At 71.9% G+C, this 23,099-nt stretch carries 24 protein-coding genes; 14 read left to right on the top strand and 10 right to left on the bottom strand.

Annotated elements, in window-relative coordinates; all coding sequences use genetic code 11:
* Nucleotides 1–24 precede the first annotated feature (24 nt).
* The 4 genes from GCL84_RS06825 to GCL84_RS06810 all read left to right on the top strand — a co-directional run bounded on the left by GCL84_RS06825 (nucleotide 25) and on the right by GCL84_RS06810 (nucleotide 3,161).
* Complete coding sequence (locus GCL84_RS06825; protein WP_268891332.1) at nucleotides 25–507, top strand: Fur family transcriptional regulator; 483 nt, start codon at nucleotides 25–27, stop codon at nucleotides 505–507.
* The gene (ygfZ, locus tag GCL84_RS06820; protein WP_235926038.1) at nucleotides 504–1,613 is read left to right on the top strand and encodes a CAF17-like 4Fe-4S cluster assembly/insertion protein YgfZ; all 1,110 of its coding nucleotides are present in this window, start codon (nucleotides 504–506) and stop codon (nucleotides 1,611–1,613) included. Before GCL84_RS06825 ends, ygfZ begins: the two co-directional genes overlap by 4 nt.
* A gap of 56 nt (nucleotides 1,614–1,669) precedes the next feature.
* Entirely contained in the window at nucleotides 1,670–2,500 is an 831-nt protein-coding gene (locus GCL84_RS06815; RefSeq protein ID WP_156754513.1) for a BKACE family enzyme, read from the top strand.
* A 91-nt stretch (nucleotides 2,501–2,591) separates the two neighbouring features.
* Nucleotides 2,592–3,161 carry an RsiG family protein gene (locus GCL84_RS06810; protein WP_156754512.1) on the top strand — a complete coding sequence of 190 codons (570 nt, stop codon included), beginning with the start codon at nucleotides 2,592–2,594 and terminating at the stop codon, nucleotides 3,159–3,161.
* A 6-nt stretch (nucleotides 3,162–3,167) separates the two neighbouring features.
* Here the strand turns inward: GCL84_RS06810 and GCL84_RS06805 are convergent, their stop codons facing one another.
* From GCL84_RS06805 to GCL84_RS06770, 8 genes are all read right to left on the bottom strand, one after another.
* Entirely contained in the window at nucleotides 3,168–4,037 is an 870-nt protein-coding gene (locus tag GCL84_RS06805; protein WP_156754511.1) for a 5-oxoprolinase subunit C family protein, read from the bottom strand.
* A complete protein-coding gene (gene pxpB, locus GCL84_RS06800) occupies nucleotides 4,034–4,648 on the bottom strand; it encodes a 5-oxoprolinase subunit PxpB (RefSeq protein WP_156754510.1) in 615 nt (204 codons plus the stop codon). The genes GCL84_RS06805 and pxpB overlap by 4 nt, the downstream gene beginning before the upstream one ends.
* A 7-nt stretch (nucleotides 4,649–4,655) precedes the next feature.
* Nucleotides 4,656–5,294 (bottom strand): FABP family protein, encoded by a 639-nt coding sequence (locus GCL84_RS06795; RefSeq protein WP_156754509.1) that lies wholly within the window; start codon nucleotides 5,292–5,294, stop codon nucleotides 4,656–4,658.
* Nucleotides 5,295–5,518: 224 nt separating this feature from the next.
* The gene (locus GCL84_RS06790; protein WP_156754508.1) at nucleotides 5,519–5,824 is read right to left on the bottom strand and encodes a DUF1416 domain-containing protein; all 306 of its coding nucleotides are present in this window, start codon (nucleotides 5,822–5,824) and stop codon (nucleotides 5,519–5,521) included.
* 25 nt (nucleotides 5,825–5,849) lie between these two features.
* Nucleotides 5,850–6,683: a sulfurtransferase gene (locus GCL84_RS06785; protein WP_156754507.1), complete on the bottom strand. Its 834-nt coding sequence runs from the start codon at nucleotides 6,681–6,683 to the stop codon at nucleotides 5,850–5,852.
* Nucleotides 6,680–7,126 (bottom strand): DUF4395 domain-containing protein, encoded by a 447-nt coding sequence (locus tag GCL84_RS06780; RefSeq protein WP_156754506.1) that lies wholly within the window; start codon nucleotides 7,124–7,126, stop codon nucleotides 6,680–6,682. Before GCL84_RS06780 ends, GCL84_RS06785 begins: the two co-directional genes overlap by 4 nt.
* 288 nt (nucleotides 7,127–7,414) lie before the next feature.
* A complete protein-coding gene (locus GCL84_RS06775; RefSeq protein WP_156754505.1) occupies nucleotides 7,415–7,837 on the bottom strand; it encodes a thioredoxin family protein in 423 nt (140 codons plus the stop codon).
* 2 nt (nucleotides 7,838–7,839) lie between these two features.
* A complete protein-coding gene (locus GCL84_RS06770; protein ID WP_156754504.1) occupies nucleotides 7,840–8,727 on the bottom strand; it encodes an LmeA family phospholipid-binding protein in 888 nt (295 codons plus the stop codon).
* A 520-nt stretch (nucleotides 8,728–9,247) separates the two neighbouring features.
* Between GCL84_RS06770 and GCL84_RS06765 the strand changes: the two genes are divergently transcribed.
* From GCL84_RS06765 to GCL84_RS06720, 10 genes are all read left to right on the top strand, one after another.
* Entirely contained in the window at nucleotides 9,248–9,985 is a 738-nt protein-coding gene (locus tag GCL84_RS06765) for a winged helix-turn-helix transcriptional regulator (RefSeq protein WP_156754503.1), read from the top strand.
* A gap of 86 nt (nucleotides 9,986–10,071) precedes the next feature.
* Entirely contained in the window at nucleotides 10,072–10,950 is an 879-nt protein-coding gene (mshD, locus tag GCL84_RS06760) for a mycothiol synthase (RefSeq protein WP_156754502.1), read from the top strand.
* 187 nt (nucleotides 10,951–11,137) lie between these two features.
* Nucleotides 11,138–12,268, top strand: a complete 1,131-nt coding sequence (gene pstS / locus GCL84_RS06755) for a phosphate ABC transporter substrate-binding protein PstS (protein WP_235926037.1) — start codon at nucleotides 11,138–11,140, stop codon at nucleotides 12,266–12,268.
* A 34-nt stretch (nucleotides 12,269–12,302) separates the two neighbouring features.
* Nucleotides 12,303–13,364, top strand: a complete 1,062-nt coding sequence (pstC, locus tag GCL84_RS06750) for a phosphate ABC transporter permease subunit PstC (RefSeq protein ID WP_156754501.1) — start codon at nucleotides 12,303–12,305, stop codon at nucleotides 13,362–13,364.
* Nucleotides 13,361–14,272, top strand: coding sequence for a phosphate ABC transporter permease PstA (gene pstA, locus GCL84_RS06745; protein ID WP_156754500.1), 912 nt, complete (start codon nucleotides 13,361–13,363; stop codon nucleotides 14,270–14,272). The genes pstC and pstA overlap by 4 nt, the downstream gene beginning before the upstream one ends.
* Before the next feature lie 7 nt (nucleotides 14,273–14,279).
* Nucleotides 14,280–15,056, top strand: coding sequence for a phosphate ABC transporter ATP-binding protein PstB (gene pstB / locus GCL84_RS06740; protein ID WP_156754499.1), 777 nt, complete (start codon nucleotides 14,280–14,282; stop codon nucleotides 15,054–15,056).
* A 368-nt stretch (nucleotides 15,057–15,424) separates the two neighbouring features.
* The gene (locus GCL84_RS06735; RefSeq protein ID WP_156754498.1) at nucleotides 15,425–15,808 is read left to right on the top strand and encodes a hypothetical protein; all 384 of its coding nucleotides are present in this window, start codon (nucleotides 15,425–15,427) and stop codon (nucleotides 15,806–15,808) included.
* Between the two features lie 16 nt (nucleotides 15,809–15,824).
* On the top strand, nucleotides 15,825–16,403 hold the full coding sequence (locus GCL84_RS06730; RefSeq protein ID WP_197523067.1) for a DUF3558 family protein: 579 nt from the start codon (nucleotides 15,825–15,827) through the stop codon (nucleotides 16,401–16,403).
* A gap of 13 nt (nucleotides 16,404–16,416) precedes the next feature.
* Nucleotides 16,417–18,084 carry a WXG100 family type VII secretion target gene (locus GCL84_RS06725; RefSeq protein ID WP_156754496.1) on the top strand — a complete coding sequence of 556 codons (1,668 nt, stop codon included), beginning with the start codon at nucleotides 16,417–16,419 and terminating at the stop codon, nucleotides 18,082–18,084.
* A gap of 123 nt (nucleotides 18,085–18,207) precedes the next feature.
* Nucleotides 18,208–18,969 (top strand): ESX secretion-associated protein EspG, encoded by a 762-nt coding sequence (locus GCL84_RS06720; protein ID WP_156754495.1) that lies wholly within the window; start codon nucleotides 18,208–18,210, stop codon nucleotides 18,967–18,969.
* Between the two features lie 58 nt (nucleotides 18,970–19,027).
* On the opposite strand, the gene phoU is transcribed toward GCL84_RS06720, so the two are convergent.
* Both phoU and GCL84_RS30570 read right to left on the bottom strand, forming a co-directional pair.
* The gene (gene phoU, locus GCL84_RS06715) at nucleotides 19,028–19,690 is read right to left on the bottom strand and encodes a phosphate signaling complex protein PhoU (protein ID WP_156754494.1); all 663 of its coding nucleotides are present in this window, start codon (nucleotides 19,688–19,690) and stop codon (nucleotides 19,028–19,030) included.
* Between the two features lie 80 nt (nucleotides 19,691–19,770).
* Nucleotides 19,771–23,099 (bottom strand): LCP family protein (locus GCL84_RS30570; RefSeq protein WP_156754493.1); only part of this gene is annotated, 3,329 nt, incomplete at its 5' end.

The following is a 23,099-nucleotide window of genomic DNA, read 5'->3' as shown; positions in this document are numbered from 1 at the left end:
CCCTACTGGCATACCATCGGGGAGGTGGAAACCGCGCACCCGATCGCCCGACGACGTGCTGAACTGCGCGAGACCCTGCACGGCAGGGGCATGCGGATGACCCCGCAGCGCCAACTCGTGCTCGACGCGCTCCTCGAACTCGAGCACGCCACACCCGAGCAGGTCTGCCACCACGTGCAGCGCACCACGCCCACGGTCAACATCACCACCGTCTACCGCACGCTCGAACTGCTGGAGGAGCTGTCGGTCATCCGGCACACCCACCTCGGCCACGGGGCGCCCACCTACTCCGTCGACGGCCACGAGCACGTGCACCTGGTCTGCCACCGCTGCGGCCGGGTGGACGAGACCGACATCGAGGTCATGTCCGAGCTGTGCGGAACACTGCGGGCCGCCCACGGGTTCGCACTGGATGCGACCCACTTGGCGCTTTCGGGCACCTGCGAGCCCTGCACCCGCGCGAAGGCGGCCGAGAACACCCAGCGAGCCCAGGAGGGCCAGGCGTGAGCCGTTCCCCGATCCTCGACCTGCCCGGCGCGATCCCCGCCCCGGACGACTCGGTGGACGCCGCCGTCGCCTGGCACTACGGCGACCCGTTCGCCGAGCAGCGCGCCGCCGACCGGACCGTCGCCCTGGTCGACCGGTCGCACCGCCAGGTCATCGCCGTGCCCGGCGAGGAGCGGCTGAACTGGCTGCACCTGGTGATCTCCCAGCACGTCACCGGCCTGGCCGAGGGCGCGGGCACCGAGGCGCTGGTGCTCGACAGCCACGGCCGGGTGGACGCGCACATGCTCGTCGCCCACCTCGACGGCACGGTCTGGCTCGACACCGAGGCGGGCGCGGAGACCGCGGGCGCGCGCCCCGGCCGGGTCCCGCTGCTGGCCTACCTCGAGCAGATGGTCTTCTGGTCCAAGGTCGAGCCGCGCGACGCCACGTCCGAGATGGCCGTGCTGTCGCTGGTCGGCCCGCAGACCGAGGGCCTGCTGACCACCGCGGGCCTGCCCGTGCCCGACGGCGCCTACGCGGTGGCCGGGGCCGGGGGCGTGGTCGTGCGGCGGATGCCCTGGCCCGGTCCCGACGCCGCCGACCTGCTCGTCCCGCGCGGCGAGCTGGTGAGCTGGTGGCAGCGCCTCGTCGACGCCGGGGCCCGCCCGATGGGCTCGTTCGGCTTCGAGGCGCTGCGGGTGGCCGCGGCCAAGCCGCGGGCCGGGGTCGACACCGACGAGAAGTCCATCCCGCACGAGCTGGGCTGGGTGCACGTCGCCGCGCACGTGGCCAAGGGCTGCTACCGCGGCCAGGAGACGGTGTCGAAGGTGCACAACGTCGGCCGCCCCCCTCGGCACCTGCTGCTGCTGCACCTCGACGGCTCCGACGCGCTGCCCGAGCCCGGCGCCCAGGTCTTCGCCGGTGAGCGGGCGGTCGGCCTGGTCCGCTCGGTCGCCCAGCACCACGAGCTCGGCCCGATCGCGCTGGCGCTGGTCAAGCGGTCGGTCCCGGTCGAGACCGCGCTGGCCGTCGGCGAGGCGCGCACCGGCGCGGCCATCGACCCCGACTCGGTCCCCGAGGACACCCCCGGCCTCGGCCGGGCGGCCGCCAAGGGGCTGCGCGGCTGACACCCATCGGATGACGTGCGCGCGGCGGGGCGGCCAAGCGTGCCAGGATCTGCGGCATGTCCCCGTCCAGCGGCACGTTGATCACCGTCGCGCCCACCGGCGCCGAGCACAGCAAGGCCGACGTCCCCCAGCTCCCGGTCACCCTGGACGAGCTGGTCACCACCGCCCGCGACTGCGCGGCGGTGGGCGCGGCCATGATCCACATCCACGTCCGCGACGCCGAGGCCGAGCCGACCCTGGACCTGGGCCTGCTCACCGAGACCGTCGCCGCGGTCCGGGAGAGCACCCGGCTGGTGGTGCAGTTGTCCACCGGCGGCGCGGTGTCCGACCCGGAGGCCGACCGGCTGCGCGTGCTGGACGCCATGCCCGACTCCGCGTCCTGCACGATGGGCACGGTCAACTTCGGCGACGACGTCTTCGTCAACCGGTGGGGGTTCATCGTCGCCCTGCACGAGGGCATGCGCGAGCGCGGGATCGTCCCCGAGTACGAGATCTTCGACCTCGGCCAGCTAACCAGCCTGCGCCGCCTGCTCGACGAGCACGGCCTGCCCGCGGGCGGGCACGTGCACGTCGACCTGGTGATGGGCGTGCCCGGTGGTATGCCGGGCGACGTCGAGACGCTGGCCGCGGCGCTGCGGGCGCTCCCCGACGGCGCGACGTTCTCCGCCACCGGGGTGGGCCGGGCCTCGCTGCCGGTGCTGCTGGCCAGCCTGGCCGCGGGCGGGCACCTGCGGGTGGGCATGGAGGACACGGTGTCGTTCGCGCGCAGGCAGCGGGTCACCGACAACGCCCAGTTGGTGGCGCGCGCGGCGCAGGCGGCGGTGCTGGCCCAGCGCCCGCCGATTGACCCGGAAGCGGCTCGGGTACTTCTGGGGGTGGCGGGGTGACCGGGGCAGTGGCCAAGATGTTGAGGGTGACAGGGCTGTCGGGCAGGCAGGCGATCTGGCCTGCGAGCAGCGAATCGCGGAGGGTGTGCGGGTGATCGAGGTCCGTCCGGGTGGACGCAGGCGTATCGACAGGGTGCTGTCCCCCGATTACGTGCAAGGCCTGGGCAGCCTCGACCTCACCGAGGTCCGGGCCCGTCGCGACGACGCCGCCCAGGAGGAGACCGACCTGTCCTACCTGCGCAGGATCCTGCACGGGCGCATCGACATCGTCATCGCCGAGCAGCAGCGCCGGGTCGAGGGCGGCAGCCAGGCCGTCGTCGAGCGGCTCGCGGCGATCCTCGCCGACAAGGTCGTCGGCCCGGCCACCGGTTCGGGCCGCCACCAGGTCATGGAGCCCTCCCGGGCCGAGGCGCACCGCCGCCACGTCGAGGCCCTCGTCTCCGACGCCGACCTGTCGGACGTGGCCAACCTCCCCGACGACCGCCTGGACCTCGCCCTGCGCACGTACCAGGCGGAGGAGGAGTCGGTGTCCCAGCGCCGCCGCGAGGTCCAGCAGGTGATGGACCTGCTCAACGCCCAGATCGGCGACCGCTACCGGGCGGGCAGCGCCTCCGTCGACGACCTCCTCGCCGCCGAGCGCGGCAAGCGGGACCCGGCCTGACCGGCTCTAGGGCGCGCTGACCCGCAGCCGCACCCTCGTCCCCGGCCGGGCCTGCCCCAACTCCGCCAGCGCCCGTCCCACCACCACGCCGATCACCGGGTAACCACCTGTCGTCGGGTGATCGGCGAGGAACACCACCGGCCGCCCCCCAGCCGGGACCTGCACCGCCCCCGTCACCACCGGCTCGCTCGTCAACTCCTGGTCCGCAAACGCTTTCGCCCTGCTCAGGACGGTCCCCACCAACCTCAGCCCCACCCGGTTGCTCTCCGGCGACACGGTCCACGAACCCGCGCTCAACTGCCCCGCCGGGTCGTCGAACCAGTCCTCGCGCGGCCCGAGCAGCACCGGCGCCGTCAGGTGCTCCGATGGGCTCAACGGCGCGATCGTGTCCTCCCCCGACGGCGGCCGCACCGGCGTCCCGAGCGGCAGGACGTCGCCGGGGCGGAGGGGGGCCGGGCCGAGCCCGGAGAGGACGTCGGTGGAGCGGGAGCCCAGGTGCGGCGGGACGTCGACACCGCCGGAGACGCCGAGGTAGCAGCGCAGCCCCGCGCGCGGGGCGCCGAGTTCGACGACGGCGCCGGGACTCAGGTGGACGGGGGTGTGCGAACCCACGTCGCGGCCGTCGACGAGGACGGGGGTGCTGGGCCCGGTGACGACGACGGTGCACGAGCACTCGGCGCGGACCCGCAGCCCGCCGAACACCGACTCCACCGCCGCCGCGCCCTCGAGGTTGCCCGCGAGCCGGTTGGCCAGCAGCAGCGAGGGGACGTCCAGCGCGCCGGAGGGCGGCACCCCGAGGTGGGCGTGACCGGGCCTGCCCAGGTCCTGGACCAGGGCCAGCGGGCCGGTCGCCAGCACGGTCAGCGCGCGCGTCACCCGCTCACCTCGAACCGGACCGAGTCCCCGGGCGCCAGCAGCGCCGCGGGCTCGCGCCGGGGGTCGAACAACTCGTCAGCCCCGTCGGCCAACCGTCCCAACAGCCGCCACCCGCCCGGCGACGACTTGGGGTAGACGCCGCTGAACTCACCCGCGATCCCCACCGACCCCGCGGGCACCCGCGTGCGCGGCGAGTCCAGCCGGGGCTGCCGCAGCGGGTCGGGCAACCCGGTCAGGTAGCCGAAACCGGGGGCGAACCCGCTGAACGCCACCGTGTACGCACCACCGGAGTGCAGCCGGACGACCTCGTCCACCCCCACCCCCGCGGTCCGCGCCACCAGGTCGAGATCGGGACCGTCGTAGACGACCGGCAGCACGACCTCCCGACCCCCAGCGATGGACGCGCTCGCCGAGTCGGCCGCGGCCAGCGTCGTACGGATCGCCGAATGCGACAACGCGCCCGGCTCGAAGGCCACCAGCACGGTCCGCGCCGCGGGCACCACCTCGACCACCCCCGGCAGCCCACCCAGCACCGCCCGCGCGACGGCCACCTCGGTCAGCGACCCCAGCTCGACCAGCACCGCGTCCGCGCCGCAGCGCAGCAGCCGCACCCCTGCCTCAGCCGACGACCCGCCGCAGGTACGCGGACGTGTGCGGCTGCAGCTCCTGCCCCATCATCGCGCGCTCCTCCACGTAGGCCAGGTCCCCGCCGTTGACCAGCCCGTACAACCGCTTGGCCGCGCTGACGTCCTTGGCCGACGCGGTCCGCGTCACGATGTCGGTGTCCATCTCCCACGACGTGCTGTTGCGCGGCGCGCCGTAGAAGATCTCGGTGATCCCCGTCGCGTGCGCCAACAGCACCTCGAGCGTGTCATCGGGCCCCGGCCGCCACCACCCCACCTCACGGGCAGCGGGCCGGATCACCTCCCCCTCGTCGTCGAGCAGCCAAGCCCGCGACTCGTAGGACAGGAAAGGCCGCCCGTCGTGCGCGAAGGTGATCTGCTGCCCGAACTTGTAGGGCCCCTCGATCGTCGGGTAGACGACCTCGCCCTCCCCCCGCCACACCCCGACCAGGGGCAGCAGCGCGAGCAGGTCGTCGTGCAGGTTCGGCCCCTCGCGCAGATTGGCCGTGTCCCCGGGAACCGGCAGGTCGTCGAACTGCGGCACATTTCGGTGCCGAGTCTGCTCAGCCCGCTCCAACGCAGCCTGCACCGCCGCGTCCCCGCTCCCGCGCACCGGCCCGGAGTTCTCCGTCATCGCCGGTCAGCGCTGGTCGGAGTAAAGCCGGTACAGCACGTAGACCGAGAACCACGCGGTCAAGATCCCGGTGAAGGCCAACAGCCCAGTGAAGAAGATTTCCACGCCCCGCAGCTTAGCCGCTGCCCCCACCCCCGCCCGATGACAGTCCTCACCCCACCCGCCCCCACAACCAGCAGCGGGGCCCAGGACAAGCCCAGACCCCGCCACCAACAGAACCGACCTCAGCCCACGGCCACGGCCACCTCATGCAGCCCAGGCCCCTCAGCAGTCACCCGGGACTCCCCATTGCCAGTCCGGTGCAGAGCCCGAACGGTCCAGGAACCAGGCGCAGCGAAGAAGCGGAAGTCGCCTTCCGGTGAGGACACGACCTCGGCGGTGAACTCGCCAGTCCCGTCCAGCAACCGCACGAAGGCCCCCGCGACCGGGGAGCCCGAGTTGGTCACCTTGCCGTTGAGGACGACCTCCTTGCCGGGGTCGATGCCTGCGGGGAGGGCGTTGCCCTGCTCGGGCGCGCCGCAGCTACTCATGTCGGAGTCTCCTTCGAGGGGGGTTTCAGGCGCCGGTCTCGACCGGGACGCCGACCAGGGAGCCGTACTCGGTCCAGGAGCCGTCGTAGTTCTTCACGTCCGACAGGCCCAGCAGCTCGTGCAGGGCGAACCAGGTGTGCGAGGAGCGCTCGCCGATGCGGCAGTAGGCGATGGTGGACTTGGACTCGTCCAGGCCCGCCTCCTTGTACAGCGCCAGCAGCTCGTCGTTGGACTTGAAGGTGCCGTCCTCGTTCGCGGCCTTGGACCACGGGACGTTCAGCGCGCCGGGGATGTGGCCCTTGACCTGGGCCTGCTCCTGCGGCAGGTGCGCGGGGGCGGCGAGCTTGCCGGAGAACTCGTCGGGGGAGCGCACGTCGACGAGGTTCTTGTTGCCGATCGCGTCGATGGCCTCCTGGCGGAAGGCGCGCAGCGAGGTGTCCTGCTCCTTGGCGGAGTAGGTGGTCTCCGGGCGGGAGACGGCCTCGGTGTCGAGGGGGCGCCCGTCGAGCTCCCACTTCTTGCGGCCGCCGTCGAGCAGCTTCACGGCCTGGTGGCCGTAGAGCTTGAAGTACCAGTAGGCGTAGGCGGCGAACCAGTTGTTGTTGCCGCCGTAGAGGACCACGGTGTCGTCGTTGCCGATGCCGCGGGCGGACAGCAGCTTCTCGAAGCCCGCGCGGTCGACGAAGTCGCGGCGCACGGGGTCCTGCAGGTCCTGCCTCCAGTCCACCTTCACCGCACCGGGGATGTGCCCGGTGTCGTAAGCGCTGGCGTCCTCGTCGACCTCGACGAAGACCACCCCGGAGGTCTGGAGGTTCTCTTCGGCCCAGGCGGCCGTGACCAGCACGTCTTCGCGGCTCATCGAGCGGTTCCCACTTCCTTGTTGGTGTTGGACAGGCGGTTGACCAGCAGGTAGCTCTCGCAGCCGAGGCAGAAGCCGAACGCGGCGTTGAGGAAGGCCGCGGCGAGCGCGATGGCGGTCGCCACGATGCCGAGGGCGGGCACGCCGAGCACGTACCCGGTGGTGCCGAGCAGGGTGAACACGAAGCCGACGCCCTGGGCGAAGCGCAGCGGGGCGACGTCCTTGCGCTCGTCGGTGGGGGCCAGTCGCGGCGCGACCAGCACCCGGTAGAGCGCCGAGTACGGAGACCAGCGCAGCCCGGCGAACGCGCCGATGGCGAACACCACGGCCTGGGCGGCCAGCAGCGGCCACCAGCCGGTGAGCAGGACGGCGATCAGCACGGCCGAGGTGACCCAGGCGGCGAACCGGGGACCCCGGGGGTCGACCTGGGGCGGGGAGGGCATGGAGAGCGGCTCCTGACCTGGGCGCGGGCGGTTTCCGGCGGTCAGGCGGGGCGGGTGCGGACACCCTGCGGCAGGCGCTGGGCGCGCTGCTGTCCCACCTGTCAGGTCACCGACACAGGCTGCTCCGCACGCGGCAGAAGTCCACCGCGCGGCGCCTGGTCAGGTTGCTGGACACGGCCGCGAGCTTACGCGCCGGGTGCGGTTGTCGAGAGTGCCCGTCCACAGGATGGGACAGGTCGAAAGGCCATTGCGGTTCGGGAATCCGCTGGTGGCGGGGGTGGGCCTGGCTCAAGCGGGCAGGTGGTCGCGCAGCGCGTCGAGCAACTCCGCCTGCTTCGGGACGCCGCCGATCCGCAGCAGCTCCACCCCCCGGGCGTCGACGGCAAGCGTGGTGGGTGTGCGCAGCACCGCCAGCCGGGCCGCCAGCTCCGGCCGGTCGGTGAGGTCGACGGTGGTGTGCGCGAGTCCGCCGGTGGCCGCGGCCGCCCCCGCCAGCACCTTCTCCGCCTGCCCGCACTGGGCGCAGTACGCGCTGGTCAGTTGCACCAGCGTCACCGCGGCGGCGGGGTCGAGCACGGCGCGGACCTCGTCGGGCACCGAGCCGCCCGCGTCCGGCCCCGCGGTGCGCACCCGGCCGTTCGCGGCCCTGAGCGCGAACCCGATCGCCGTCGCGACCAGCAGCGTCGCGACGACGACCAGCGCGCCCGTCATGCTCAGCTCCCGCCCAGGAGCACGTCCTGGGCCTTGCCCTTCACCGTGAGCACGCCGGACTGCACGGTCACGGCCGTCGGCGTGACGTTGAACGGGAGCTGGCCGGTGGGGAGGTCCTGCGAGAACAGGTCGAGGACGGTGCCCTCGATCGCCGGGGGCAGGCGCGTGGTGCCCGCGGTGTTGCGCAGCTCCAGGCGCTGGCCGTCGATGGAGATCAAGCCTGCTTCCAGGGAGATGATGGAGAAGACGCACAGCTCCGTGCTCAGGCCCGCGATCTCGACGGTGCCGCACAGCCGCACGCCCGCGGTGCTGCCCTCGTCGTCGGCTGTCTCGGCGCTGTCCAGGTCGGTCTCGCCGCCGTCGGCAGGCGCCGTGTTCACCAGTTCCTTGGCCACCGGGTCGATGGTCAGGTTGGTGATGGAGGCCAGCGCGCCACCGGACTGCTCGTTCTGCAGCGCCCGGTTGACGTCGGCGGCCTTGATCCGCACCTGGCCCTCGACCTCGCGCACCGGCACCTGCTTGAGCGTGCCGGACACCAGGTCCGACAGCGGCGCCTCGATGCCGCGCAGGTCGGCGTGCACCTCGACGTCGCGCAGCTTGTCCTGCACCGGGACGCCCCTGGCGTCGACGGTCACCGAGTCGTACTCGCCGGAGACCATCTGGGCCAGGAAGGAGAAGCCGCCGACCTTGACCGACGGGTTCTCGGCGAGCTCGAACTGGGCCTTGGCCCGCTTCGACACCTCGTGCTCGAACACCGCCGCCGCGCCGAAGTCCGCGGCGACGAGCAGGGCCAACAGCACCACCAGGGTGATGACGAGCCGCCGCACCGCCTTGGACCGGCCCCGCCTGGGGGCAGACCTCGGACCGTCGGTGTTCGCCATAGTCGTCATCCCGCCACCTCGTCAGCGTGCCCGTCATCGTCCTCGGCCAATGATCCCGGTCCCCTCCCCGTGACAAGAGGCGGGTCGGGGAAGGGCGTGCGCCCGTGCGCGCCACCCCGGTGGCCGACGCCCACCGTACTGACCGTCACCCGCTAGTGGCTGGTCACGGTGGGTGAGAGAGATGTGGCCCGTGGCTGAACGGAGGTCGTTACAGGACGATCTCCCGCGCGCGCCGTACCGCATTCTGGGAGTCGAACATCGTGTTACACATGATTCACAAAGCCGCTCTCCGGGCCCGCGGGAATGTGTTCACAACGCGATAACGCCAGGTCGCCCATGGAATTAACGGCGCTGTAACACGACCCCGGCGGAGGCTGGCCACCAGCGCAAACGGTGGTCGGACCGTGTGACCCGGACGTCACGGCGGCGACATTCGCCCTGTTCGGCGGCTATTCTCCTCCCAGCCCGAACAGACCTCCCGCTGCTCGACGCCGACGGCGCGGACCCACGCGAGAGAGAGGCGACTCCGATGAGCCTCGACCTGTTGCTCCTGACCGCTGACCCGGAACCCGGCTCGGTGCTCCCGTCGCTGATGCTGCTGCCGCACACCGTCCGCACCCAGGCCCCCGAGGTCACCGCGCTGCTCGAGGCGGGCTCGCGCGACGCCGTCGTGGTCGACGCCCGCACCGACCTGGCCGCGGCCAAGAGCCTGTGCCGCCTGCTCACCAGCGGTGGCGACAGCTGCCCGGTGCTCGCGGTGGTGAACGAGGGCGGTCTGATCGCGATCAACAGCGACTGGCGCATCGACGAGATCCTGCTGCCGACCGCCGGTCCGGCCGAGGTCGACGCCCGGCTGCGGCTGCTGACCTCGCGCGGCCCGGCGGGCGGCACCGTCGACGGCGCGCTGCGCCGCGGCGAGCTCGTCATCGACGAGGCCACCTACATGGCCCGGCTGCGCGGCCGCCCGCTCGACCTCACCTACAAGGAGTTCGAGCTGCTCAAGTACCTCGCGCAGCACGCGGGCCGGGTGTTCACCCGCGCGCAGCTGCTGCAGGAGGTCTGGGGCTACGACTTCTTCGGCGGCACCCGCACCGTCGACGTGCACGTCCGGCGCCTGCGGGCCAAGCTCGGCCCCGAGCACGAGCAGATGATCGGCACCGTGCGCAACGTCGGCTACAAGTTCGTCCAGCCGCCCAAGTCCGGTGGCCGCCGCGAGGTCGAGACCATCGAGACCGAGCTGGGCTCCTTCTCCATCGACGCCCACTAGCTCGAGCCCCGGCCCTCCGCACAGGTCCCGGACACCGCCTCTCGGTGACCGGGACCTGCTGCGTCGCCCTGGGTAGGGTCGGACGGGTGACCGAGCAGAACTGGGCGGCCGCCGCCCCAGCCGGAACCCTCGACCTGCTGCGCGCCGCCGCCGAGGTCGACGGCCGCGCGGAGGTCGTCGACCTGCCCAAGGAGTTCCGCCGGGGCGAGCACACCGGGGTCGTCCGGCCCGACGGGCTGCTGGTGGGCCACGCCCACCTCAACACCGACGGCGACTCCTTCGGCCGCCAGGTCGCCGAGGTGACCGTGCACCCCGCCCACCGCCGCCAGGGCCTGGGCACCGAGCTGGTCGAGCGCGTCCTCGCGCACGCGGCGCAGGGCGTGCGGTTCTGGTCGCACGGCGACCACCCCGCCGCTGCCGCGATCGGCGCCAAGCTGGGCCTGCGGCGCGTCCGCGAGCTGCTGGTCATGGCCCGCGACCTGGACGAGGAGCTGCCCGAGCCGGTCTGGCCCGAGGGGGTGCGCGTGCGGACCTTCGTCCCCGGGCAGGACGAGGCCGCGGTCGTCGCCGTCAACAAGCGCGCCTTCGACTGGCACCCGGAGCAGGGCGCGCTGACCGTCGCCGACCTCGAGGAGACCGAGCGCGCGGGCTGGTTCGACCCCGGGGGCTTCTTCCTCGCCGTGGACCCCGACGACGAGCTGCTCGGATTCCACTGGACCAAGGTGCACCCCGACGGCACCGGGGAGGTCTACGTCGTCGGCGTCGACCCGAGCGCCCAGGGCGGCGGCCTCGGCAAGGCGCTGACCCTCGTCGGCATCCGCCACCTGCGGGCGGTCGGGCGGCCCAGGGTGATCCTCTACGTCGAGTCGGACAACCACCCCGCCGTCGCCGTGTACCGCCGTCTCGGCTTCACCCGTTCAGCCGCCGACGTCCAGTGGGGCGCCGCGCCTACTTCAAGCTCATAGCTGGTTACTTCATGCGCATAACGTGGTCACGGGAAGGCCACAATCTTGTTGGCCCGCCCACGTTCTTGGCCTTGTTCACCTCTCGTTCACTTCCTTTCGGCGGCCCGTCCACCCCCACTGCTTAGCGTCGCCGCGACGGCTGACGGAGAGTCACGCCGAACATCGTGGACACTCCTGCGGAGGAAATGTGAAGACCAAGCGGACCGCGTCGTTGCTCGGCATGGTGGCCGCCGGTGCTCTCGTGCTCAGCGCGTGTGGCAGCGACAACAACACCCCGACCGACACGGGCAGCTCCGGTGGTGCCGCTGCGCCGACCAACACGGCGAACGTCGAGTGTGGTGGCAAGACCGCCCTGACCGCAGAGGGCTCCAGCGCGCAGAAGGGTGCCATGGAGGCCTTCGTGGCCGCCTACCGCCAGAAGTGCAACGATCAGCAGCTTTCCTACACCCCCTCCGGCTCCGGCGCGGGCGTCAAGCAGTTCACCGGCGGCATCGTCGACATCGGCGGTTCGGACTCGGCGCTGAGCGCCAGCAAGGGCGAGGTCGAGGCGGCCGCGCAGCGCTGCCAGAGCAACCCGGCCTGGAACCTGCCCCTGGTCTTCGGCCCGATCGCCATTGCCTACAAGATCGACGGCGTCACCGACCTGACCCTGACCCCCGAGGTCACCGCCAAGATCTTCAGCGGCGCGGTCACCAAGTGGAACGACCCGGCCATCGCGGGCATCAACTCCGGCGCCACGCTGCCGGACAAGGCCATCACCGTCATCTACCGCGGTGACGAGTCGGGCACCACCGACAACTTCCAGAAGTACCTCAAGGCGGCCGCCAAGGACGCGTGGACCAAGGACGCGGGCAAGGTCTTCAACGGCGGCGTCGGCCAGGGCGCGAACGGCTCCGCGGGTGTCGCCGACGCCCTCTCCGCGGGTGACGGCACCATCGGCTACGTCGAGTGGTCCTACGCCCAGGACGCGAACCTGTCCACCGCGAAGATCGACTCGGGCTCCGGCGCCGTCGAGCTCAACGCCGAGTCCGCGGGCAAGGCCATCGACGCGGCTGAGGTCAAGGGTGAGGGCAACGACCTGGCCCTCGACCTCGACGCGCTCTACGCCTCCAACACCCCGGGCGCCTACCCGCTGGTGCTGGCGACCTACGAGATCGTCTGCTCCAAGGGCTACGACGCCGACACCGCCAAGGCGGTCAAGGCGTTCCTGACGGTGGCGGCCACCGACGGCCAGGCCTCGCTGGTGGACGCGGGCTACGTCCCGCTGCCCAACGAGTTCCAGTCCAAGCTGCTGACCGCCATCGGCGCCATCTCCTAACACGGCGACACGGCAGACTGCGAGTCCACGAGCGATGAGCGACTTCGCCAAGGTCGAGCGCCCCGCGGCCCGGGAAACCGGGTCGCGGGGCGCGCCGCCGAACACAGCACCGGAGGGCACGATCACCACCCCACCGCAGAAACCGGGCGGCGCCCCCGGACCCGCGAAGGTGCCCACCCGACCGGGTGACCGCATCTTCAAGGCGATGACCGTCGGGTCCGGCGTCACGATCGTCGTCATGATCGTCTTGATCGGCGTCTTCCTGCTGATCCAGGCCATCCCGTCGCTGGCGGACAACGAATCCAACTTCCTGTTCAGCCGGGACTGGAACGCCGACCCGGCCGCCCTGGCCTTCGGCGTGCTCGACCTGCTGCTGGTCACGGTGTTCAGCTCGATCTTCGCGCTGCTCATCGCCATGCCGGTCTCGTTGGGCATCGCCCTGTTCCTCACCCAGTACGCCCCCAAGCGGCTGGCCAAGCCGTTCGGGTACCTGGTCGACCTGCTGGCCGCGGTGCCGTCGATCATCTACGGCCTCTGGGGCCTCTACGAGCTGGCTCCGGCCCTGCGGCCGATCAGCACGTGGCTCAACGACACGCTGGGCTTCATCCCGATCTTCGCCACCGGCTCGTCGAACCTGGCGATCGGCCAGACCATCTTCACCGCGGGCATCGTGCTCGCCGTGATGCTGCTGCCGATCATCACCGCGATCAGCCGCGAGGTCTTCGACCGCACGCCGTCGATGCACATCGAGGGCGCGCTGGCCCTGGGCGCGACCAAGTGGGAGGTCGTGAAGACCACCGTGCTGCCCTTCGGCCGCGCGGGCTACATGAGCGCCTCGATGCTGGGCCTGGGCCGCGCGCTGGGCGAGACCATCGCCCTGCTGATCATCTTGGCCTCGACCACCCAGACCTTCAGCTTCAGCCTGTTCGACGGCGGCGACACGATCGCCTCCAAGATCGCCCGCGCGGCGTCGGAGTTCAACGACCCCAAGGGCGCGGGCGCCTACATCGCCGCCGGTCTGGTGCTGTTCGTGCTGACCTTCGTCGTCAACGCCTTCGCGCGCTGGATCATCGCCGGGCACAAGGAGTACGAGTGAGCACCGCCACCGACCTCGACCGCCCCGCGGCCGCGCCGGCCTTCCAGCAGGTCTCCACCAACCGCAAGACGCGCAACCGCATCGCCACCGGCCTGGTCTGGACCGCCTTCACCGCGGCCCTGCTCCCGCTGGTCTGGCTGCTGATCACCGTCCTGGCCCGCGGCTTCGAGTACGTGCTCACGGCCGACTGGTGGCAGAAGTCGTTCGCGGGCCTGACCTCGCGCCAGTTCGGCGGCGGCGTCTACCACGCGATCGTCGGCACGCTGCTGCAAGGTCTGATCTGCGCGATCATCGCCGTGCCCATCGCGATCCTGGTCGCGATCTACCTCGTCGAGTACGGCAAGAACTCCCGGCTGGCCAGCGCGGTGACCTTCACCGTCGACATCCTCTCCGGTGTCCCGTCGATCGTCGCCGCGCTGTTCATCTACGCCCTGTGGGTGACCACCCTGGGCATGCCGCGCAGCGCGTTCGCGGTGTCGCTGGCGCTGGTGCTGCTGATGATCCCGGTCGTGGTCCGCACCACCGAGGAACTGCTCAAGATCGTCCCCGACGAGCTGCGCGAGGCCGCCTACGCGCTGGGCATCCCCAAGTGGAAGACCATCGTCAAGATCGTCATCCCGACCGCGCTGTCGGGCATCATCACCGGAATCTCGCTGGCCATCGCCCGCGTCATGGGCGAGACCGCCCCGGTGCTGATCCTGGTCGGCTACAACAGCTTCATCAACTACGACCCGTTCGCGGGCAGCATGGCCTCGCTGCCGCTGCTGATGAACTCGGAGCGGCTGACCACCAACGACGTCGGCGAGGCCCGGGTCTGGGGCGCGGCGGTCACGCTGATCCTGATCATCACCTTGTTCAACCTGCTGGGATCGCTGATCTCGCGGGCGACCTCACTGAAGACGAAGTAGGCGAGACATGGCCAAGCGCATCGACGTCAAAGACCTCAACCTCTACTACGGCAAGTTCCACGCCGTCGACCAGGTCTCCCTCGCCGTCCCCCCGCACAGCGTCACCGCCTTCATCGGCCCCTCCGGCTGCGGCAAGTCGACCGTCCTGCGGTCCCTGAACCGCATGCACGAGGTCATCCCCGGCGCCCGCGCCGAGGGCAAGGTCCTCCTCGACGGCGAGGACATCTACGCGAGCACCGTCGACCCGGTGTCGGTCCGCCGCACCATCGGCATGGTCTTCCAGCGCCCCAACCCCTTCCCCACCATGTCGATCCGCGACAACGTGGTGGCGGGCCTGCGCCTGGCTGGCGAGAAGAACAAGGGCAAGCTCGACGAGGTCGCCGAGCAGGCCCTGCGCGGCGCCAACCTCTGGGCCGAGGTCAAGGACCGCCTCGCCAAGCCCGGCGGCGGCCTCTCCGGCGGCCAGCAGCAGCGCCTCTGCATCGCCCGCGCCATCGCCGTGCGCCCCGACGTCCTGCTGATGGACGAGCCCTGCTCCGCCCTGGACCCGATCTCCACCCTGGCGATCGAGGACCTCATCGGCGAGCTCAAGAAGGACTACACGATCGTCATCGTCACCCACAACATGCAGCAGGCCGCCCGGGTCAGCGACCAGTGCGCCTTCTTCAACCTCGCAGGCGTCGGCCAACCCGGCCGCCTCATCGAGCTCGATGACACGGAGAAGATCTTCTCCAACCCCGGCCAGAAGGCCACCGAGGACTACATCTCGGGCCGCTTCGGCTGATCGACCTCGCTGGCGGACGGGCCCCTCGACCTCGCGGTCGGGGGGCCCGTCCGCTTGGGTGAGCCCTCATGGGCGGAACCCGATCGGATCGCGGCCCGCCACGCTCAAGGCACCCAGCGATCGGGAGCCGTCCCAGACCCCCGAAGGCGCCCCGCCGTCCACCAGCGGGGACAGTCCCCTGGCGTCGGTCAACCCGTGTGACCTGATGGCTGACGTGCCCGGCGGTTGTCCATCAATCACTCTCAGTTACCGTTCTGATGCGCGCCTGGCGGGAACCCGGCGGTGGCCGGTGCCGTCATACACGAGACGCCGACCCGCGTCGATTGGTACCGTCACACTGAGTCCGCCGAGCCGCTGAGAGGGGCCCGATGTACATCGACGAAGGCCTTGGTGCTCCCCTTGGCAAGATCGGCAAGGCCATGGACGACTTCGCGGGCTCCGCCGCCGCGGGGCAGTTCGCGGTCAACCAGTCAGGTGGGGACGCGCTGCTGGCGGCGATCGCCGAGCTGGTCGAGTGGATCGACAGCAACGTCACGGCCCTCGGTGTCATCGAGCAGCGGCCCCGGTTGGGCAGCTCCAACGCCGCCCTCGTCATGGCGCCCTACGACCAGGCCGTCGCGACCGATCACCAAGGCTTCCTGACCCAGTTGCAGGCCCTGCGCCAGTCGCTGGCCAAGGCCGAGGAGGGCATCCGCACGGCCATGGCGAACTACCGGGACGTCGACCAGTCAAACGCGAGCACCCTCGCCTGATGAAAGCCTGAGCACCTTGAAGCGCGCGGTTCTGCTCTCCTCGATCGTCGGCAGTCTCCTGCTGGGCGCAGGCGCCTGCTCGAACGACACCGACGGCAGCCCGGTGCCCAGCCCCGGCGGCGCCACGAGCACGTCGGTCGACGAGCCGGACAGCTCGAGCGAGCCGTCCACCGGCCAGACCTCGTCGGGTTCCGGGGATGGCTCACTCGCGTCCTTGCAGCCGTGTGACCTGCTCACCGATGCCGACCAGGCGGAGGTGGGCGTCTCCGGTTCGGGCACGGAGAAGGAGCTGGCGGGCAGCCGGTACTGCGACTGGCGCGTTCGCGAGGAGACCGCGTCCGCCAGCTACACGCTCTCGGTGCAGATCTGGGAAGACCTCGGGCTCGCTGATGTCCAGGGCACGGGGAAGCAGACGACGAAGGTCGGCTCGCACGAAGCCGTGCAGGCGCTGCGAACCGGTGGGAGCGCCTGCTCGATCTCGCTGGGTGTGGGTGCGAAGTCCCGGGTCGATGTCGTTCTGACCGGTGCGGATGGCGCTGCCCTGTGCGCGCCGGCGGCGACCGCCGCCGCGCTGGTCGAGCCGAAACTCCCCTGATGAGGAGGCTGTCATGACTGGCAACGGTCGAGTGCCCACCGCCTACCACCCACCGGCGCCTCCAGAGGGCGATCCGGACGACCAGACCGCCACGCCCGATGATCCCTACTACATCGAGCGAGCGGGCACCTCGGACACCTCCGCCGAGGTGCAGGAGCAGGCTGAACAGCAGGTCGATGAGCGCCGCGAGGACGCCGACTTCATCGATTGGCTGGTCAGGACGTTCAACCGCAACAGCGACATCCGCGAGCAGTACAACCAGGACATGTCCACCCAAGCCCAGCAGTTGGCGGCGGGGGTGGAAACGCGTTCGGCCCCGGTGTTGGCCTCTTCGAACTACGAGCACTTCCACCACGACAACTTGCAGTCGATGGTCACCCAGGACGTGGACCCGGCCCAGGTCGACCAGATCGGGCAGGCGTACACGGTCGCGGGCAACGAGCTCGTCGGGTTCCAGGACTCGGTCGCCTCGGCGATCAACAACAGCCAGGCGGACTGGCAGGGGCAGGCCGGGGACTCCGCGCGGCGGTTCATGGCCGATGTGGGGACCTGGGTCGGCAAGGCCGGGGTGAGTGCTCAGTTGGCGGGGACGCAGACGAGCAACCAGTCCATCGCCTTGGCGACGGCGAAGCACTCGATGCCGGAACCGGTGCCCTTCGACATGAACGCGGCCAACCGGGACCTGCAGACGACCACCGATCCGTTCGAGTACGTCAACAAGGCGACGCAGTACATGGCCGACTACCACCGGAGCCAGGCCGCCCACCAGGAGGCGGCTCGGGTCGTGGGGTCCTACGACGGGGCGCTCAGCAGTTCCGCGACCATGCCCGCGTTCGCGCAGCCGCCGCAGATGTCGGGTGACGGTGGTGAGGTGAAGCCGCCCGGTGGTGATGAGAAGGGCATCAAGCAGCCCGGTGGTGGGCCGGTCGACGTCAACGGCCCCGGTGGGGGTCGTAACGGCGGTGGGTACACCGGTGGTGGGGGCGGCGGGGGCACCCAGTACGGCGGCGTCACGCCTCCCGGCGGCGGTGGCGGTGGCGACATCGGCAGCGGCGGGAACAACGGCGGTGGGGGCAACGGCGGCGGCAAGCCGAACATCCCGGACATCGGCGGTGGCGGGAACAACGGCGGTGGCACCACCACCCCCGGGAACTACAACCCCACCTACCCGTCCGGGCCGGGGCAGGGCCAGTTCCCCGGTTACGGCCCCAACAACCCCAACAACCCCGGCCAGCACAACGGCTTCGGCGGCATGACCCCCTTCGCGGGCGGCCCCATGGGCGGTCTCGGCGACGACGCGCTGCGCGGCGGTCGCGGTGGTGGGGCCGGTGGCTCCTTCGGCGGCGGTGGCGGCGCGGGTGGCGTCGGTGGTGGCGCGGGCGGTGCGGGCGGTCCTGGAGCGGGCGCTGGGGCAGGCGGGTTCGGGGCCAAGGGCGGCGCCGGGGTCGGCGCGGGTGCGCTGGCTGCCGAGCAGGCTTTGGCGGGCAACCGCGGTGGTGCTGGTGCGGCCGGGGCTGGGGCCGGGCGCGGTGGCATGGGGGGGATGGGCGGCATGGGTGGCGCCCGCGGTCAGGGCGGCGGGGACGAGGAGCACGACCGTCCGTCGTACCTGGTCGAGGCAGACCCGGACCAGGTCTTCGGCACCGACGAGATCACGGCGCCGCCGGTCATCGGCGGCTGACCCCGGCTTTCGGACCGGCTGCGACGCCCGCCCCGCGCACACCGGGGCGGGCGTCGCGCTGCCGGGGGTGGAGATGCGCGCGGTTGGCCATCACCGGGGGCCGCGGCGGGCTAGATTGTCCGCATGCCGCCTCGTTCGTTCTCGTTGTCGCTTGCCGCGGTGGACGTGCTGTCGCAGTTGTTGGGCGTCAACTGCAGGCAGTACCCCCTGGAGGTCCCCAGTTTCGGGGAGTTCGAGGAGGACCGGATCCGGCTCGCCCGGCTGGTGTTCACCGACCTGGCGAACCGGGGCCTGATCCACGGCACGAGCCTCGACGCCGACCTGGAGATGGCGCTGCGGGTCACCAGTGACAACGACGTCGCGGTGGCGATGACCGGCACGATGGACTCGAAGACGCTGCGGGTGCGGGCAGCGGCCGCGGGGTCGTCGGCGGTGCTGGCGGTGCAGGAGGGGCAGAGCGTCCGGTTCGAGGTGATCAGCCCGGCCTCGCTGGCGCGGTCGCTGGTGGCGATGCTGCCCCCGCTCAAGGCGGGCCCCGGGCAGTCGGTGCAGGTGGTCCAGGCCGCCCCGGTGCCTGCGCGGGGGCAGGCCGAGGGGTTCACCCAGCCCGTGCGGGCGCCCCGGTCCAGCTCGGCCGCGCAGAACCGGATGGCGATGGCGATGCTCGAGCGGCCGCGCACCGGGTTCGGCTTCTTCATGGTCACCGCGCGGGGCAGGCACGGCCGCGAACTCGACAGCGGCACGGTGGGCTGGATCGACACCACCGCGGGCCGGTACCTGGTGGTGTCGCGGCCCGGTGGCGAGGGCGAGCAGAGCGTGACCTACTCCCCCGCCGACAGCAACCGGCTCATCCAGCAGTTGGACTCGGTGCTGGGCGGGGGCTGAGACGACAAGCGGCGCCGGGCCTGGGCCCGACGCCGCTGAAGTCCTAGTAGGACTGTCCTCAGAGGTCTTCCTCGCCCATGCCCGGCATCCGGCCGGTCACCACGAACACGACCCGCTTGGCCACCGACACCGCGTGGTCGGCGTAGCGCTCGTAGAAGCGGCCGAGCAGCGTGACGTCCACAGCGGACGCGACGCCGTGCGGCCAGTCCTTGTCCATGATCACCGAGAACAGGTGGCGGTGCAGGTCGTCCATCTCGTCGTCGGCGTCCTCCAGCGCGCGCGCCGCGGCGACGTCCTGGCTGCGGATGACCGCCTCGGCCTTGCCCGCCAGGGTGACCGCGATCCGGCCCATCTCGGAGAAGTAGCCGCGCACCGGCTCCGGCAGCACCGCGGACGGGTGCCTGCGGCGGGCGGCCTTGGCCACGTGCAGCGCCAGGTCCCCCATCCGCTCGAGGCTCTCGGCCGCGTGGATGGCGGCGAGCACCGTGCGCAGATCGGTCGCGACCGGGGCCTGCAGCGCCAGCAGCGCGTAGGCGTGCTCCTCGCAGGCCGAGCGCGCGTCGTCGATCCGCTCGTCGCCGCTGATGACCTGTTCGGCCAGCGCCAGGTCGGCCTCGAGCAGGGACTTGGTCGCCAGTTCCATCGCGCCTGCGACCATCGCGCACATTTCAGCAAGGTCGTCGGCCAGTTTGCCGAGTTCGAGCTGGTAAGCCTCACGCATGCGGGTCAGCCTAGTTCCCCGCCCGCCCGCGCACCCCAGCGCCGGATGAACCGAAGATGAACCCGACGCGACACGGGCGCTTACGCGCAGGTCACGTCCCCTGCGTTGACCGTCGACAGGTCCGCGGGCAGCTCCGCCTCGCCGCCGGATTCGCCCGGCGCGCCGACCTTGCCGTCGAACTCCGGTCCGAGCACGAGCACGAGCGCCGAACCCGCGCCCGGGTCGAGTTCCAGGGTGGCCGAGGGCACCGATGACGCCAGCGTCTGGGCCTGGGCCTCGTAGCCCTTGCCGTAGCGGATGGTGGTCTTGTCGACCGCGGGGCCCGAGTTGACCTGCATGATCGAGAAGCCGTGACCGCTGAGCTTGTCCGCGGTCTTGCGGGCGATACGGTCGGTGGTGTTGCCGCCGTTGAGGACCTGGATCTTCAACGTCGTCGGGTCGACCGGCTGCAACTGGTGGGCCTGCACCGGGGCCTGCTGCGGGTTCGCCTCGGTGGCGGCCCGCTCGCCGGGCAGCGGCGCGTCGTCGATGATCGCCCGGAACAGCGCCCGGTTGTCGTCGGGGCGCAGTTCCTCGTTGTTCCGGTCGTTGGACTCGCCCACCGTCGGCACGGTGATGAAGGTGACCCGGCCCGCCTCGATGCCCTGCATGGACTGGCCCAGCGACAGCAGCGACTCCAGGCCGATGTTGTCGCCGAAGGTGGCGCCCGCGAACGCGCTGGTGAAGTCGGTCAGCTTGCCCGCGTCGAGCAGCACCTGGCTGGACATGGCCTTGCGCAGCAACGACGACAGGAACCGCTGCTGGCGCTTGATGCGGCCGTAGTCCGAGGTCGGGTCGCCCCTGACGTGCCGGGCGCGCACGAAGTTGAGCGCCTGGTCGCCGCGCAGCAGCACCTCCGCGCCCGCCTCGCGGACGATCCAGGTGTTGAGGGTGGTGTCGAACATCGGCTTCTCGACGCAGACGTTGACCCCGTCGACGGCGTCGACCATCTCCTTGAAGCCGTCGAAGTTGATCCCGATGAACCGGGTGATGTTCAGCCCGGACAGCTCCTGCACGACCTTGGTCATGCACAGCGGCCCACCGACCTGGTAAGCGGTGTTGATCTTCACCATGCGCTCGGCCGGGACCTGCTCGCCGGTGTAGGAGTTGCCCACCGGGTCGAACCGCTCGCACTGCGGCCGGTTGATCTCCAGGTCGCGCGGGAAGGACACGACCACGACCCGGCTGCGGTCGGCGGGCACGTGCGCGATCATCAGCGTGTCCGAGCGGGCCCCCGGCACCTCGCTGCTGTCGCCGACCCCGTCCTCGGCCCCCGCGCCCTCGCGGCTGTCCGACCCGACGAGCAGGAAGTTCTCGTCACCGCGCTGGCCCTCGGCGTTGGTGATCGACTTCGAGTTCGGGTCGAGCGCGCGCACGTCGCCGATCTGGTTCTCGAGCTGCTCCTTGAAACCCCACGCGAACGCGGTGGTGAGGAACACCAGGCCCGCCACCGACGCGGCGGTGACCTTGCCGATCAGTCGTCGTCGGTCTCGTGGTCCCGGCTCGTCGGGTCGCTCCTCTTGCGCCCGAACAGGTTCCGCTTCCTCGACGACTGGTGCTTGCGCTTCCTCGTCACTTTTGGAGTCGACCTCAAAGTCAACCACCTCCGTAGGTTCGGCTCCGGGCGTCTGCCCGAGCCCCGACAGGTGGTCGTCCATCTCGTCTTCGGTGGCGAAGGGGTTGAGCTTGAGCTTCTTCGCCTTGCGCGCGCGCTCCTCGGCGGCCATCGCGTCGTGCACCGCGGAGAACCGGGCGAGGGTCTGGTCGACCCGCCGCCGCTTCTGCACGGCCTCGCCGATCGGCTCCATCTCGGTGGTGAGGCCCATGATCTCGTCATCGGGCACACCCGGGGGCGGCGTCAGCGTGAACGGGCCCTCCGGCGGCATCGACGACTCCGCCGACGGCTGCTGCCGGGGTATGCGCGGCTGCTGCTCGCCGTTGGGGCCGCGGTGCGGCCGGGGGTGGTTGCCGGTGGGCATGCCGGGTTCGCCGGGCCGGGGGTGGGAGTCCGGGTTGGGGCGCGGGTGGCTGCCCGTGGGCATGCCGGGTTCGCCGGGCCGGGGGTAGGAGTCCGGGTTGGGGCGCGGGTGGCCGCCAGTCGGCATGCCGGGCTCGCCGGGGCGCGGGTAGGAGTCCGGCCGCGGGGGCGGGGTCCGCATTCCGGGCTCGGGGCGCGGGTGGTTGCCCGTGGGCATCCCCGGCTGGCCCTGGCGGGGGTAGGAGTCGGGGGGCGCGCCGTTGGGCCGGGGGCGCGTGGGCATGCCGGACGCGCCCGGGCGCGGGTAGGACTCCGGGTTGCGGGGGTGTGCGCCGCTGGGCGGCAGGTCGCCGGTGGGCATCGCGGGTTCGCCCTGCCGCGGGTACGAGTCCGGGTTGGGCCGCGGGTGCGCGCCGGTCGCGTTCGGCGGCATGTCGCCGGGGTCGCCCTGGCGCGGGTGGGGGCGCTGGTGGCTGCCGGTGGCGTTCGGCGGCAGATCGCCGGTCGGCATCGCGGGGTTGCCGGGCCGCGGGTAGGAGTCCGGGTTGGGCCGGGGGTGGTTGCCCGTGGGCATCCCCGGCTGGCCCGGGCGGGGGTAGGAGTCGGCCGGGGCGCCGTTGGGGCGCGGGATCGGCGGCCGGGGGTGTGCGCCGGTGCCCTGCGGGGGGCGCTGGTGGGCGCCGGTGCGCATGCCCGGGTCGCCGCCCGGCTGCTGGCGGCGCGGGGCCAGGGGCCTGCGGGTGGGCTGTGCGGGGTCCTGGGCGCGCTTGGCCGGGCGATCGATCGGGAACGGCTTGGCGGCCCGGCCTGCCAGGGTGGTCTCGACCAGGCCGGGGTCGGTCGGGAAGGCGTCCGGGTCGGGCGCGGACTGGCCACCGGGGTCGGCGGGGAAGTTCCCGCTCTGCTCGCTGTGGCTGATCGGGAAGGACCCGGTGATCTCCTGGCGGGCCCGTCGCCCACCCGCCATCGCGTCGCCGATGGCCCGACCCGCGCGCCGCGGGTCGCCGGAGAACTCCTCCGGCAGCGCCCGGCGGTCGCCCTGGTCCTCCACCTCGGGGGCCGCGTGCGCCGCCTCCGGCATGGCGTGCCCGTGCGGGTGGCCGCGATCGGGCAGGGCGTGCCCGCCCGGGTGCCCGTGGTCGGGCAGGGCGTGCGCGTGGCCGTTCGCCGCGCCGTTGGCGGGCGGGGTGTCGGTGTCCGGCAGCGCGCGGCGGCCGGTGGGGGCCTGCTCGGCGGCGTGGCGGCGGCCGGTGGGCTCCTCGAACTCGTCCGGCTCGGGCGCGCGGCGGCGGCCGCCCTCGGCGGGGAAGCGCGCGGCGCGGCGGCCGACGGGGGTGTCGGCGAACTCGTCGACCCTGGCGCGGCGGCCGGTGGGGCCGGGCTCGGGGTCGG

The sequence above is a fragment of the Actinokineospora pegani genome (genome assembly GCF_009745975.1).
Lineage (GTDB): Bacteria > Actinomycetota > Actinomycetes > Mycobacteriales > Pseudonocardiaceae > Actinokineospora > Actinokineospora pegani.
This window is presented reverse-complemented; position numbering and strand designations above follow the sequence as displayed.

Bases quoted from the DNA above. Each gene is read 5' to 3' on its own strand.
- GCL84_RS06815 (WP_156754513.1), top strand. From the start codon at position 1,670: ATGTCCCCGTCCAGCGGCACGTTGATCACCGTCGCGCCCACCGGCGCC.
- GCL84_RS06795 (WP_156754509.1), bottom strand. From the start codon at position 5,294: ATGACGGAGAACTCCGGGCCGGTGCGCGGGAGCGGGGACGCGGCGGTG.
- GCL84_RS06790 (WP_156754508.1), bottom strand. From the start codon at position 5,824: ATGAGTAGCTGCGGCGCGCCCGAGCAGGGCAACGCCCTCCCCGCAGGC.
- GCL84_RS06785 (WP_156754507.1), bottom strand. From the start codon at position 6,683: ATGAGCCGCGAAGACGTGCTGGTCACGGCCGCCTGGGCCGAAGAGAAC.
- GCL84_RS06780 (WP_156754506.1), bottom strand. From the start codon at position 7,126: ATGCCCTCCCCGCCCCAGGTCGACCCCCGGGGTCCCCGGTTCGCCGCC.
- GCL84_RS06775 (WP_156754505.1), bottom strand. From the start codon at position 7,837: ATGACGGGCGCGCTGGTCGTCGTCGCGACGCTGCTGGTCGCGACGGCG.
- GCL84_RS06770 (WP_156754504.1), bottom strand. From the start codon at position 8,727: ATGACGACTATGGCGAACACCGACGGTCCGAGGTCTGCCCCCAGGCGG.
- GCL84_RS06765 (WP_156754503.1), top strand. From the start codon at position 9,248: ATGAGCCTCGACCTGTTGCTCCTGACCGCTGACCCGGAACCCGGCTCG.
- pstC (WP_156754501.1), top strand. From the start codon at position 12,303: ATGAGCGACTTCGCCAAGGTCGAGCGCCCCGCGGCCCGGGAAACCGGG.
- pstB (WP_156754499.1), top strand. From the start codon at position 14,280: ATGGCCAAGCGCATCGACGTCAAAGACCTCAACCTCTACTACGGCAAG.
- GCL84_RS06735 (WP_156754498.1), top strand. From the start codon at position 15,425: ATGTACATCGACGAAGGCCTTGGTGCTCCCCTTGGCAAGATCGGCAAG.
- GCL84_RS06725 (WP_156754496.1), top strand. From the start codon at position 16,417: ATGACTGGCAACGGTCGAGTGCCCACCGCCTACCACCCACCGGCGCCT.
- GCL84_RS06720 (WP_156754495.1), top strand. From the start codon at position 18,208: ATGCCGCCTCGTTCGTTCTCGTTGTCGCTTGCCGCGGTGGACGTGCTG.
- phoU (WP_156754494.1), bottom strand. From the start codon at position 19,690: ATGCGTGAGGCTTACCAGCTCGAACTCGGCAAACTGGCCGACGACCTT.